The 13,033-nt window shown below is 58.1% G+C and carries 10 protein-coding genes; 3 read left to right on the top strand and 7 right to left on the bottom strand.

What is annotated here, in order from left to right:
• Positions 1–61: 61 nt before the first annotated feature.
• From csm5 to P5540_05760, 7 genes are all read right to left on the bottom strand, one after another.
• A complete protein-coding gene (gene csm5, locus P5540_05790) occupies positions 62–1,339 on the bottom strand; it encodes a type III-A CRISPR-associated RAMP protein Csm5 (protein HRT64321.1) in 1,278 nt (425 codons plus the stop codon).
• A 12-nt stretch (positions 1,340–1,351) separates the two neighbouring features.
• Entirely contained in the window at positions 1,352–2,377 is a 1,026-nt protein-coding gene (gene csm4 / locus P5540_05785) for a type III-A CRISPR-associated RAMP protein Csm4 (GenBank protein ID HRT64320.1), read from the bottom strand.
• Positions 2,374–3,159: a type III-A CRISPR-associated RAMP protein Csm3 gene (gene csm3, locus P5540_05780; GenBank protein ID HRT64319.1), complete on the bottom strand. Its 786-nt coding sequence runs from the start codon at positions 3,157–3,159 to the stop codon at positions 2,374–2,376. The genes csm4 and csm3 overlap by 4 nt, the downstream gene beginning before the upstream one ends.
• A 17-nt stretch (positions 3,160–3,176) precedes the next feature.
• Entirely contained in the window at positions 3,177–3,542 is a 366-nt protein-coding gene (gene csm2 / locus P5540_05775; GenBank protein HRT64318.1) for a type III-A CRISPR-associated protein Csm2, read from the bottom strand.
• Positions 3,539–6,013, bottom strand: a complete 2,475-nt coding sequence (cas10, locus tag P5540_05770; protein ID HRT64317.1) for a type III-A CRISPR-associated protein Cas10/Csm1 — start codon at positions 6,011–6,013, stop codon at positions 3,539–3,541. Before cas10 ends, csm2 begins: the two co-directional genes overlap by 4 nt.
• 217 nt (positions 6,014–6,230) lie before the next feature.
• Positions 6,231–7,781 (bottom strand): RNA repair transcriptional activator RtcR family protein, encoded by a 1,551-nt coding sequence (locus P5540_05765; GenBank protein ID HRT64316.1) that lies wholly within the window; start codon positions 7,779–7,781, stop codon positions 6,231–6,233.
• A gap of 42 nt (positions 7,782–7,823) precedes the next feature.
• Entirely contained in the window at positions 7,824–8,240 is a 417-nt protein-coding gene (locus P5540_05760; GenBank protein HRT64315.1) for a hypothetical protein, read from the bottom strand.
• Between the two features lie 836 nt (positions 8,241–9,076).
• Between P5540_05760 and P5540_05755 the strand changes: the two genes are divergently transcribed.
• The 3 genes from P5540_05755 (at position 9,077) to P5540_05745 (ending at position 13,027) form a co-directional block, all read left to right on the top strand.
• Positions 9,077–10,219: a DUF2961 domain-containing protein gene (locus P5540_05755; protein ID HRT64314.1), complete on the top strand. Its 1,143-nt coding sequence runs from the start codon at positions 9,077–9,079 to the stop codon at positions 10,217–10,219.
• Positions 10,220–10,363: 144 nt separating this feature from the next.
• Entirely contained in the window at positions 10,364–11,578 is a 1,215-nt protein-coding gene (locus P5540_05750; protein HRT64313.1) for a sialidase family protein, read from the top strand.
• 12 nt (positions 11,579–11,590) lie between these two features.
• Entirely contained in the window at positions 11,591–13,027 is a 1,437-nt protein-coding gene (locus P5540_05745) for a DUF4080 domain-containing protein (GenBank protein HRT64312.1), read from the top strand.
• The last annotated feature ends 6 nt before the right edge of the window (positions 13,028–13,033 follow it).

The raw sequence follows: 13,033 nt of genomic DNA, 5'->3' as shown, positions 1-13,033 counted from the left end.
GGGTGATTCAACTTCCAAAGAACATTCGCGGCGCGCAACAGCGCGGGCCGCGTATGGCTTGCTACTTCCAGTCTATTTCGAGTCGAAACCAGCCCATGGGTCGGTAACCGTCTTTGGCCGTGGCCGCCCATTTGCGGGTCTTGGGGAAAACGGGATGGCCCGGAGACCCCATGTTCTTGTTAGGCTTTCCTTCTCGATTGCGCCCGTACTTGTGGCGAATGGCCGCCAGTTCGTTATCTTCGAGTTGAAGTCCCACGGTCTTGGCGTTCCAGCCTGTGCCGAAACCGAGGTCGAGATGGATGGCGCCGGTTCGGCGTAATCCCTCGAAAAACGATACGGCGTTGTTTGCATGTTGATCGCGATAGAAGGCGATTTCGTGATCGATCAATGCGGTGGAGAATGCCTGTAATGCGCCCGAGAGTTCAGCGCCCTCTTGGAGCAGCCGTACCGTTCTGCCGCCGGCAACTTCTGCGAGAGCCGAGTCTTTCTTCAGACGGAACAAGTCCACGTAGAAGGGAATCTCGATGGCGCCGGTACCGGGCATAAGGCTTTCGAGGTAGATGGGCATGCCGTACTTGGCCTCGAAATTTCGCTGCACGATGTTCATGACTTTGACGTGGGTCATCGCGAAGCGTTGCCGGAAATCTTCCAGGGGCGCCGAGTCGCGAACGATGAATGCCTTCAGTACGTCTTCGGTCGCGCCTCTGCCGAACATCCGGGGGTTTACCGTATTGGTAAAGAGCCATTCTGGTCTTTGGCTTCTGATGTTATTCAGCACCTCGGGGCCGGGGCGTTCCGACTCGGATAATACGAAGGCCAGCGCCGTGCGCAGACAGCCTTTCAGGCTGGATCCGGGGATGTAGGGCTTGCCGAAGGGATCCTTGATGAACTCGCGGACTTCGGAGCCCTTGTCCTTCGGTTGGTCCGGGGGGGGTGGCGGCGCGGCGGGCAGCCCGCTCTTCGCCTGGGCTTGCTTCATGAGTTTTTTCATTTGCGGGTCAAACTTCTGCGTCGCCTGAAACATCGGCTCGTCGGCGCGTCTTCCAGGGGGTCCGCCGGAACGTCCCTGGGTGCCGGTGCTATTACGCGGCCTTTCGCCATAGAACGATAATTCGTAGCGCACATAGTTCGGACCCAATGGAAGCCCATCGCGGACGGCTTTCATAGCGGTGTCGGGATCGTCTATGTGGTCTTCGAAATACTTCCGGACGTCCTTGACCTTGTACATCTTGCCGTCGAGGACATAGTCCATCGGCGTTAAGACCTCGCCCGACCCGATGTGGATTGGCGACACGGGCGTGATGCGGAACACGCCGGATTGGCGATCGGTATTCGTCATCGGGAGTCCCTCCTAATTGGTTTGTCCGGGGTGTTGAAACGCCGCCGGAAATGCGAGGCCTGAGCGCCAGATCGGGTGCTTGTCGAAACCGACCGGGCGGACATCAATCACGTCGCCGTTTGGCGGCACACCGTTCAACGCGGGGAATACGCTTCCTTCGAGGCACATCCGCAGGGCGCGTTTTGGGCGGTCGCTGCCGGCCGTTCCATGGATCCAGCCGCCGCGCAAGGTACAATCGTATGCCGCGATGCCTTCAAGGACGCCGGCGGCGATTTCGGCGCGGGTCGGATGATACAGGCTGAGCGTCAGGACGGCATTGGCGCCGTTTGTGCGCTCCAAGACGCTGTTTGTCGGCAATTCTTCCATTCCGAGCACATTGAAGCGCCCGTAGCCGACGGTGCGTTCGCCGCCGAGGCCGTATGTGCCCAGCAGCGCCGCCAACTCCAGGAAGGAATCCTTGCGTTCCGGGGGCAATTCGACCAGGAACCAGGCGCCGACACCTTCCTCAGTGTTCAGACGCAGGCCGTGCCGATCGTAGGGTGTTGCCCCGGCGGCGCAACGGTCCACGGTGACCGCGGGGGCCAAGTCGCGCACTAGGAACGCGTTCAATGGCCGCGGTTTGCCATCCATCTCGGGTTTCAAGGCGGCAAGGCCTGAGCCCAGGACTTCGGTCTGCTCCGGCACGGATGGATCGCCGCGCAACCACGCTGCGAGTAAGCCCTCGGACACGAGCCGGATGGATTTCCATTGCTTGCGGCCTTTGTCGTCTTCTTCGCCAGACTGCTTCGGGTCGCGCACACCGGGAACCGGTAAGAACGGCTTCGGGTAGAAGTGGATGTTTTTCCAACAGGGAAAGAGGGAACTGACCCGGAGCCGCGGCGCCTCGTCTAGCCACGGCGAACCGCCCACCGCCGCGACAGTCATCAGCGCGCCGTGCAGCGTGTCCGAATGGATCAGCGCCGCCGCCTTGCGCGCGTGGCTGTTCATGCCGGTGAAGAACGGCCCCATGGGTTCGAGCTGGACTCGGTAGCGCGTCATGACGTAGCCTCCGCGCTGGGACGTTCGAACTTGTCCTTCCATGCCGTGACGCGACTGTCGCCGGCCACGTCGAATCCGTTGAAGGATTTCAGAACAACCTTGCGGGTTTCGAATCTGACTTGGCCGTGGCCGCGTGAACCAAGTCCACCCAGGTAATCGATCTCAAGCAGGTCCATCGCTTCGGTCAAGAAAGGAAGCCAGTCGAGGTCTGTTTCGAGGTAGAGATTGAAAACGATCTCGTAGTCGAAGAGCGCCCCGGCGGGGACGCGTTCGACCTGACGCGGCGTTGCCGCCGACGTGATGCGGTCGATAACCACTTCGGTCTTGACCTGCGAATAGGGCATGTCGATGTAGAGGCTCTCCTCAAGGGCCTCGGCGGTTTCCGGCGCCATCATCGCGTCGCGGAAGATGAGGCGGGTGGGCATGGCCTCGCCGCCCAAGTTTTCGATCTCTTTCGGCGTGACCCCAAAGAGGTGAAAGACAAAACCCTTCTTTGGGTCTTGATAGTCACTGAGACTATTGCAACCATAGATGCGCGAGTTGCCGACTCTCTTGAGTTCGCCCGGCGTGTAGATACGGTCAAGCAATGAACGCATCTTCCCCTTGAGGCTCGATCCGGGGATGTAGGGCTTCCCATCGAGGCCATTGCGAACGACGGTGCTGTCCGCACCGCCAATGGCAAGGCCGATTTCCGTGCCGCCGATATGGAGTCCCGTCACGGCCTTGATTTGACCGCTGATCTTGATCTGCCCGATCTGTTTCAACACTGTCTGCTCCGTCATGGTATCTCTCCTTTCGCTTATTTGCCGCCATGGGCGCGGTGATAGGCCAATATCGCTTCGAATCCCTGGCAAAACCGGTGGAAACGTTCGTTCTTTTCCGCGGGACTCTTACCCTTGTCAATCATGTCTATAGCATCGGTCAGTTGCTTGGCTAATTCTTTTAGTTCCCTATTCCTTGCACTCGCATAGGCGATCCGCGGTTTGAGAAGCAGGACCTTCGAGAGGTTCATCTCCGCTTCCATTTCCATCTTCTTCACGCTACCGAAGATGTTACGGATCTGTGACGTCGTCACAGTTCGCGCAATAGCCTTGCCAAATTCCTCGGCCGACGTGATGAAATCATTGTCTATTCCCTTTTCTACTGCAGTTGCCAGCGTCGTCATGATCTATCCTCCTCTTTCTTGAGTAACAGTTCCGTCCATCGGAGCGGTACACCGAGCCGGTCCTCAATAGGCCGGTTGGCATCCAGTATCCGATCCTGAATTTCCTTGATTTCGTTTTCCCAATCCTTGGCCTTCTTGGCAAATTCGCGCAGGCCATAGACCAGCATCCAGCGCCAACGTTGCCATTGGGCCGTGCGTCGCAGTTCGTCCATATTGACGGGCGCGCCACGTACCCGCTTTTCGATGGCTTTTCGCTCACGCTGGTATACCTCCCATACTTCGAAAAGCCTTCTCAGGAAGCCTGAAGGAAGCGGCTTCCGACCGTTTTCTTTGGCCATCACCTTTTCAAGCAATGCTTGGAATTCGGTGAAGCGATCCATCTCATCGAAGCCGATAGGCATGCCGAACAAGCACAACGCGTTCTTCGTCTTGCCGTCCCGCTCATATCCCTTTGCGGTTTCTTCGGCCTCGCGGGCGAGGTCGGCGGCGAACCGCAAGGGAAGGTGATCTTCGACAATGGCGACGCCGCCGGAGAAGGTCAGCACCGGATTCCCGCCGGTATATTGGGTGAAGGCTTCCCTGAGTTCGATGGCGAAATCGATGACGGCATCCCAGGCGCCAACGACGAACAAATCGTCGCCGCCGGTGTAGATGACACCAACAGTATTTCCGTACCTGGTGGCGGCGAGATGATCGACATACCCTTCGAAAAAGTCGGTAAGGGCGGCGCTGAGCATGGCCATGCGGCCAATCGTGGCGCGTTCTTTCAAACCAGATCCGAACAATGCGCCGAGGTTGTCTACATCTGCGCGGAAGATGGCGAACTTTTTGGCGCCGGTGGAGCGTGCGGCCAGATCCTCGAAGGTGGCCACGTCCCAGTCGCTCTCACCGCGCGGCCAGCTCTTGGCGAGCATGCGGTAGGATAGTGCCGATTCATCGGGTGGGCGGATTGCTTTGCGCGTTTCGGCGGGGTCAAATGCGCCCAGTTGGATGACTTCAAGAATCTGGTTGCGATCCGGCGCTTCGCTTGTGCTGGACGCCAGGTGATATCCGAAGCCCAAAGGGGCAAAGAGGGCGTTCACGGGATCGGGATTGTCGCTCGGTTTTGTACGAACGAGCCAACGCGCATCGCGAAGACGGCGGCCAAAGTCGCGCAAGGACTCATCGAAATCGGTCAGCGTTTCTTCTTCGTCGCCGCCATAAACTGTCACGGGGAACACGTCTTCATCCAAGCTCCCAAATAGCGTGTCGTAATCCTGGCGCGCGTGCAGGGAGAGTTTCTGGGCCTTCTTGAGGTTCGCCTGTTCGCCTGCCTCGCGCCATTTGCCAGAAAAAACCTCACCGATAACAAAATCTTTTGGCGCAAGCGTCGTGTCGCCGACAAGAAGGCTAAGCGCGCCATGGAATCCATCGAGGATGTGCTTCGACAATTGTGCCGCAATGCCGTCTATATCGGCGTTCAGCGGGAATAACAGATAGAACCGGCCGCCGCTGTTGTAGATGACGCAACAGGATGGAAGACCAGCCTGCTCGCAAAGGTACGTTGCGCACGCCTCACAAACGAGCTGCAATAGAAAAGACCGGGCTTTGAGGGTCTTCGCGGCCCCTTTGCGTGGTATCGCGTAGAGGAAATCCTGGATGCCCGACAGATCGCCGCATACGAGACGGCAAATGGGTTCTTTGGCGGGACCGTCTAGCTTATGGTCACTGAGATGGGTGCGGATTGCGGATGCACGCTCTTTGGAAACATCATCGGCAGCGAAACATGCCGCAAGCGCGGCGGTGGTCCGGCTGTGTTCATAGAGGCTGATGTCGGGTATATAGGCGCCCACGCGCGTGGGCGTCGCGGCGGGGATGCGTGAGGTGAAACGGCGCATGAGAGCCAGCCAGGTGCCATGTGGCGCCACGACGGATTCGATTCCGGATATTGCGGCCTCAAGAGACTCCCATAGAGCACAGTATTGTCTTGCCGAGCCTTCCTGTCCTTCGTTAGGCATGAAGGCGCGCTCGTCGAAGGCGCCATGGGGTATTATCGGCAAGGCGTATGGCTGTGGCGTGTCTTGCTTCAGCCCGGCAAGTACGCTGTACAAGCAAGCCTTTTCCGGTGTGCTTCGTTCCTGCTCTGCGTCGCATTCGCGTTCCGCAGACGAGAGCCAGTCGGCGAGCGAAATTAGCATTGCTTCGCGTGATTGGTCGGGATCGTGGTGCGACCTGACCCAATTCGCGAGTTCTGCGTCGTGAAGATGAGCCTCCACGAAATGCGCGCTCCATAGGGCGTGGTCGTAGGTACCGAAGTGCTCCTTCTCCTGCGAGTTGAACGGTTTTTTCAGGCCCGTGCGGCTCCAGAACTTGCCGATGTCGTGGAGCAGCGCGGCGGTTGCTACTCTTTCAACGTGTTCTTTCATGATGCCTCCTCGATCTTGTTTGCCTGAACGCTGTGAATAGAGGTGTAGCAATGACTGTGCCAACATTCAATTGTCTGTTTCTTTGCCGTATCCGGTTCAACCTCGATATGGCGCTTTTCATGGCCGTGGGCGCCAATATTCAATTGCCTATTTCTTTAACAAATTCCCTCTCCCTCGCAGTAGCCACCACGTTATCTTTTTCCCACCCAACTTTACTGCGTTCACGTCAGAACAACCTGTGTTGATACTATCGCAATGCGGGTTGTTGTTTCTACTCTTTCCCTCACTGGGACTTGTGTGTCTTCTCTCGAACGTGCTTATTCATGGCTTGCGGAGATATGCCCAGCAAGCGGGCGGCCTTGGCCTCGTTTCCTTCTGCCAATTCCAAGGCGCGCCGTTTCAGCTTGCGATCAATCTCTCTCTTGTACTCCTTCAAGTCAAACCCCTCGTGAGGTTCTGGCAGCGCCTCCGGGATTCCGCCCTCGCAGGAGAGCGGGAAAACGCGGATATCCTCGGCGTCAATCGCAGGCCGTCCTTGGGCATATGTCAGCGCGCGGTCAATAGTGTCCTTCAGCTCGCGAATGTTTCCGGGCCATGTGTACGCTTCGAGCGCGGTGATGGCCTCGCGCGTGAGATGAATCGGTTTGGAGGCATTGTTCTTTGAGAGGAAGTACTGGGCGAGGCGCGCAACGTCGCCGCGGCGTTCGCGCAAGGCCGGCAGCCGGATCTGCATGCCGCTGAGGCGAAAGTAAAGATCCTTTCGGAAGGATTTCTCTCTGATGCCACGTTCAAGGTCGGCGTTCGTGGCGGCTACTATACGTACATCTACGAGGTGGCCGTGTTCTGAGCCAACAGGGCGGACCTCTCGATCTTGCAGTACGCGCAACAACTTGGCCTGAAGATTCATGGGCATTTCGCCGATCTCGTCCAGAAACAGAGTCCCTTTGTTGGCCATGTCAATAAGGCCTTTGCGGTCTTTCTCGGCGCCGGTAAAAGCACCCTTGACGTGGCCAAACAATTCACTCTCCAGCAGTTGATCGGGAATGCCCGCACAATTGACGGCCTCCAACTTGCCCGTGCGTCCACTGGCCTCGTGAATGAGGCGCGCGAACAATTCCTTGCCCGTGCCGCTTTCGCCAAGGATAAGTATGCTCAGGGGACTGTTCGCAAATCGGATAGCATCTTCGATAGCCTTCACAAACGCCGGGGCCTCTCCGATAATGCCTATTCGATCGAGTAGTGCAGTCGTGTTTGTTGGAGCAACGCGTGCCCAATCTGTTTTACAGACCGCCGGAATGACGCGAGGAAATTCCGGGCGCGTCAAATCAATCGCCGAAACGATAGGGCGGTCCATTGTGACGTATTGGCGAGGACGGATCTGTAATACGGTACAGGGCAGTTCGCCCGATGCGGCCAGCAAGAACCAACAGGCGTGTATCTGCGGGGTACCCGATGTTACGGAGACGCTGACGCTAGCGGCTTCGATAAGATGGTGAAGTCGCTTCAATGACCTGCGCAACACACTCAGGACTGCTACATGGTCTGTCGGGTCATTCAGATTAAGTTTTTCGATCTCAACCTGTGTTTGTGGCGCCACTTCCATCAAGCGTATTTTGGTACTTTCGGCATTGGGTTCCATCGGCGGTGTTGTAAACAAAATGACGGTTTCAAAGGTCAATTCGCGAACAAGTGAGACGATGGGACCGTCAACAGTTGTTGCGGGCGAAGACGGATCGTGACTTCCCACAAAAGTCAGTAGCATACGTTGTTTGGAACTGCTGCGCTGTTTACTCGTCCCATGCCCCGGTGATGCAGTATTTACATATCTCGCCATGATATTTCCCTCAAAACTCGAATACACGGTACATTCTAGGTATCAACTACAGTGAAGACAAATAAACCGAACGCGACATGGGCATGGGAAAAGTCCGCAATGCGTATTGGCGTATTGGAGTTTTTCCGATTGGAACGGATTGGTCATCAGAAAGACATGCAGCAGATGCGCCCGCGAACGTTGCCGACGCAGTTTCTCGGCGGCACATGCCGTATACGCACAAAGGGCCTCGCGCAACACCGAACAATCCGACACCGGTCCGCCGCACGTGCGCGAACACATGATCGTCTGCCGTGGCAGGGAGCCGCTCTCCAGCGGGTAACAGGCTATACCATGCAATTTCAATACCGTCCGCATGACGCATACGTTGAAACGCCGTCTAATCCGGTCCGGGGCCATCCACGCGAGAGCCAGCTCGGTGCGCACACCCATGCGTTCCAGCGCCACTTTGAGACGCATCCCCACGACTCATACATTTTCCACGGACAGAGCGACTACACGTTCGTCCGCCGGTGACGGAAATCCCGCTTCCACCGGCATGCCCGCCAGAGGACAGGATAGGCCGGGTACAACGTCCCCGCGGGCGTTCCACAATTCCATGACGATCATCGCCGGCAACCTTTATGCTTCCGTGCGACAAAGGGCAATCGCCCCAATCCATGGCAGTGTATATCAGAATAAGTGTTCAGTTATATTCCGGGTCCAGGGTGTTGTTCATTACTTTGGAAGGCGGCATCACCGATTTGGACAAGCTCTTGCGCCCGTCAGCAGACCTTATCCTAAGGACCGTCAAGACGGGACGATAATCTGTCCAAAATGCCAAAGAATTCAATTATCCGGCTTTGTCGATGGCACTAATTTGAACAGCAGTAATATAAAAAGCCTCTTCAGTTGCGGCTGTACTCGCCCTGACAGACTGAGTAGTCGTAGCGGAACCCGCTACGCTGCTGCTCTTCGCGCGTCAAGGCGAAACACAGGCAGGCGGAGTAAATCCAGCGCTCGCAGACCTGGACCAAGCGCCCTACAGCGCTCGTGGCGCTCATGGTATCTGCGACTTTGGCCAGGCCCGCGGCGTCGGAAACCTCGGTAAAACAGTTGCCTTCTTTGGTGAACCCGATACCCTTGCGTTGCGTTTCTCGGGCATCTTCATCGCAATTACCCCGTCTGCAAACGAGATAGGTTATACTACAACTACCTTCGACGCGGTTACGCCGAAGGCGTCCCCTCTTCTGGACGAAGTCCCAGACGAGGCGTAGTTTCTTTGAACGAGACATTACACAGGAGCATTGCACGACATGCACAAGAACCTTTTGACGATCTCCCTGATTCTTCCCGCATTCTGGATGTCGGCCGCCGTTGCGCAAACCACGGACATGGGCAGCCTGTGCCGCATCCGGGAGGCGGAGACCCGTTCCATCAGTCCGGAAAACTTCACCGGCGAAAAAGGCCAGGGCGGCATGGCGACGCTGGAAAACGGGAGCGCCGCGCACGCGGCGCGCGAATTGGGACAGGGCTGGAAAGTGAATCCGTACGTTCACATCGAGCCGGGGACGACGTTCACGCTTGCGCAGATTGACGGATCGGGCGTCATCAACCATATCTGGATGACGCCGGCCGGGGAATACCGGCTCATGATTTTGCGATTCTACTGGGACGGCGAAACGGAACCGTCCGTGGAAGTTCCCGTGGGCGATTTTTTCGCTTCGGGCTGGGGCATGGGAAAGGAACCGCGCATTTCATCGCTCGCCGTCTGTGTAAATCCGAGAAGCGGTTTCAATTCGTATTGGCAGATGCCTTTCCGCAAGGGATGCCGTGTGACCATGGAAAATCTGGGCAACAAAAGGGCGACGGTTTATTATCAGATTGACTATTCCTTGGAAACCGTGCCGGATGACGCCGCCTATTTTCATGCGCAGTTCCGCCGCGTGAACCCCCTGCCGGAAAAGGCCGTCCACACCATCGTGGACGGCATCCGGGGCCGTGGACATTATGTGGGCGCCTATCTGGCGCATGGCGCAAACAGCCAGGGATGGTGGGGCGAGGGCGAAATCAAATTTTACATTGACGGCGACGAATCTTTTCCGACGATCTGCGGCACGGGCGAAGAAGACTACTTCTGCGGATCCTACGGCTACAACGAGCAGGAAAAGGACGGCAAATACTCCTACGAAAATTTCAGCAGTCCGTATACGGGTTTTCATCACATTCCGCACGATGGCGCGCAACGGCGCATCGGCCAGTACCGCTGGCACATCACGGATCCCATCCGTTTCAAAAAAGACCTCCGCGTGACCATCCAGAGTCTGGGTTGGCAAAGCGAGGGCCGATATCTGCCGCTACAGGACGATCTCGCCTCGGTGGCGTACTGGTATCAGGAGGAACCCCACAACACGTTCCCGGCCTTGCCGGCGAAGGAACAACTGATTATTACGGATTGAACCGGTCTTGAAAGATTTCTCCACGCGCGGCAAAGTGCGCCGCGCCCTTGGATTTTTCAATGGCGTTGGCCGGTCTTTCGCGCGCGGCCCCGGATCGCGGATTGATTTCAGGCGCCTTGAGGGCTATCGCCCCGGGAGATTCGCATGGTTGGCATGACAAGCGCAATGGCGTTCGCCACGTTGCTCATGATTCGTGCGGGAACGCTTCCGGGAGCGCCATGCGCGGCTGAACCCGATACGTGTCGCATCCAGATTCACGAGACCATCGTATTCGATGGGAACCGGGGCTGGGAACACAAGGGTGTAACCTACCGTCTGGCCTGCGGGGCAAATATTGCGCAAATGCCCAACGGCGACCTGCTGTGCTGGTGGCTTTCCGGAAGCGACAACGAACCCTCAACGGACAACAACGTCCTTGTGTCGCGTTCGACGGACAAGGGCAAGACATGGAACGATCCCCATGTGCTGCTGGAAGCCGGCCAACATGCCGCCGCGCTCACCGTCATGCACGTCGCGCCCGGCGGAAAAGTCATTGCCTTCGGGGCGGAATGGCCCTCCGAACTCCATTACACCGTATGGCATTACTTCCGCATGGAATCCACCGACAACGGGCATTCCTGGTCGCCGCGTGAGCCTTTCCGCATTCGCGACGATGAAAACATCATGATTGGCCGGCCCATTCAATTGCACAACGGCGAATACCTGTTGCCCGCCTCCTTCTTCGAGAAACGCCCCGTCCCACTGGCCGGCGCGATCGCCGAAACGGCCCGTGCCGCGTCCGAGGCCGAAGCGCTCGCCCTGCTGCCTGATCCGTCTGGAACGGCGAAAGCCAACAAGTTCCTCACCCATCTGCACGGCTGCTCCGTCCTGATAACTTCCAATCCCCAACTGCGGGGAATGGCCGAATTCGGCGGCATCCGCAACCGTCCGCTCGGTTTGCTCGAAAGCACGGCGGTGCAACTCAAGGACGGCCGCATCGTCATGCTCATGCGCGCGGAATACGGCGGTTTCCTGTGGCGCGCGGAAAGTTCCGACAATGGACGCACGTGGACCGGCGCGTGGCAGACCGATATCCCGAACCCGACAACCCTGCCCGCGATCATCCGCCTGCCCGACGGACGCATCGCGCTGATTCACAACGCCACCGGCGGCGTGGTGGGAGAACGCGCGAAACGCGATCCGTTGTCCATCTGGATCAGCGACGATGAAATGAAAAGTTGGCGCGTCAAGGCAGACGTGATTACGGGCGGTTCGCTGGCCTACCCCTGTCCGCTTATCGTGGACGATCGGCTCGTTTTTTCCTACGACCGAAACCGGCGCGAAACGCGTTTTGTGGAAGTCCTGCTGCCCCCTTTGTAACGGAACCGGCACATGTCCAAGATTGTCTTGTTTACCATCAACGCACGGTACACTCATCCCTCCATGGGATTGCGCTGTCTGCGCGCAAACATGGGTGCTTTGCGGCGCGACACCGTCATTCGCGAATTCCACCTGAAACAGGACACCGGCGAAATGGCCGATGCCGTCGTCGCGGAGAATCCGGTCCTTGTCGGCGCGGGCCTGTATATCTGGAACGTGGAAAAGGCAACGGAAGTCCTGCGCCGGATTCGGGCGATCCGGCCGGACGCGGTGATCGTCGCGGGCGGTCCGGAAGCCGGCCACGAATACGAAAACACGCCATGGTTCGAACTGGCCGATTACGTGGTCGCGGGCGAAGGCGAGCCGGCCTTCGCGGATTTGGCCGGTGCGATTCTGGCGGGAAAACGCCCCGCGCGGAAAGTTATCGTCGCGACAGCCGTACCGCCCGAATCGCTTGCCCTGCCCTACGGCGAATATTCGGAGCAGGATTGCGCGACGAGGATAATCTACGTCGAAACGTCGCGCGGATGCCCGTTCCGCTGCGCATTCTGCCTGTCGGCGCTCGAACCGCGCGTCCGGGAATTCCCACTCGATCCCATCTTCGACGCCCTGTCGGACCTGATTGCACGCGGCGCACGGCGATTCAAATTCGTGGATCGAACCTTCAATCTGCGATCCGAACGCGTTCACCGCATGCTCGATTTTCTGCGTCCCCGCATTCGCGACAACATGCAGGTTCATTTTGAAATCGTGCCCGACCGGCTGGACGCGGATTTTGTGGCCGCCCTCGCGGATTTTCCTCCCGGCGCAATCCGTCTGGAAGCAGGCATCCAATCCGTCAACCCGGAAACGCTGGCGGCCATCGCCCGTCCGCAGGATTCGGACCTTGCCCTGCGCAATCTGCGGTCGTTGCGCGATTGCACGGGCGCAATTATCCACGCCGACCTTGTCGCCGGGCTTCCGCACGAAACCCGCGAAACGTTCGCCAGCGCGTTCGATCGGGTTCTTGCCACGCGCCCCCATGAAATTCAGGTGGGTATCCTCAAGCGCCTGCGCGGCGCCCCGATCAACCGCCTGATCGAACCGTGCCGCCTCGTGTTCGCCGAACAGCCGCCGTACGAAATCCTCGAAACCCATCGCCTCGGACGCACGGAAATCGAACGCATCAAACGATTCGCCCGGTATTTCGAGATCTACCACAACACCGGCCATTTTCCGCGATCGCTTCCCCTTTTGTGGCAGACAAACGCCTCGCCGTTCGAGGCATTCATGGCCTTCTCGGACTCACTGTTCCAGGCAACGGGCCGGACCCACGCCATTCCCCTCGCCGAACAGGCCTCGCGCCTGCTCGCGTATCTGGGCGATAAGGGCATCTCAAACGCACGGGAACTCGTCGAAGCCGATTATTACAGCGTCCCCGGCCGCCGGGAGAAACTCGCGCCCGGCTGATTTTTC

This window comes from Candidatus Hydrogenedentota bacterium, from assembly GCA_035450225.1.
In the GTDB taxonomy this organism is placed as follows: Bacteria; Hydrogenedentota; Hydrogenedentia; order Hydrogenedentales; family SLHB01; genus DSVR01.
This window is presented reverse-complemented; position numbering and strand designations above follow the sequence as displayed.

Bases quoted from the DNA above. Each gene is read 5' to 3' on its own strand.
- P5540_05750 (HRT64313.1), top strand. From the start codon at position 10,364: ATGGTTGGCATGACAAGCGCAATGGCGTTCGCCACGTTGCTCATGATT.
- P5540_05760 (HRT64315.1), bottom strand. From the start codon at position 8,240: ATGCGTCTCAAAGTGGCGCTGGAACGCATGGGTGTGCGCACCGAGCTG.
- csm3 (HRT64319.1), bottom strand. From the start codon at position 3,159: ATGACGGAGCAGACAGTGTTGAAACAGATCGGGCAGATCAAGATCAGC.
- cas10 (HRT64317.1), bottom strand. From the start codon at position 6,013: ATGTTGGCACAGTCATTGCTACACCTCTATTCACAGCGTTCAGGCAAA.
- P5540_05755 (HRT64314.1), top strand. From the start codon at position 9,077: ATGCACAAGAACCTTTTGACGATCTCCCTGATTCTTCCCGCATTCTGG.
- csm2 (HRT64318.1), bottom strand. From the start codon at position 3,542: ATGACGACGCTGGCAACTGCAGTAGAAAAGGGAATAGACAATGATTTC.
- P5540_05745 (HRT64312.1), top strand. From the start codon at position 11,591: ATGTCCAAGATTGTCTTGTTTACCATCAACGCACGGTACACTCATCCC.
- P5540_05765 (HRT64316.1), bottom strand. From the start codon at position 7,781: ATGGCGAGATATGTAAATACTGCATCACCGGGGCATGGGACGAGTAAA.
- csm5 (HRT64321.1), bottom strand. From the start codon at position 1,339: ATGACGAATACCGATCGCCAATCCGGCGTGTTCCGCATCACGCCCGTG.
- csm4 (HRT64320.1), bottom strand. From the start codon at position 2,377: ATGACGCGCTACCGAGTCCAGCTCGAACCCATGGGGCCGTTCTTCACC.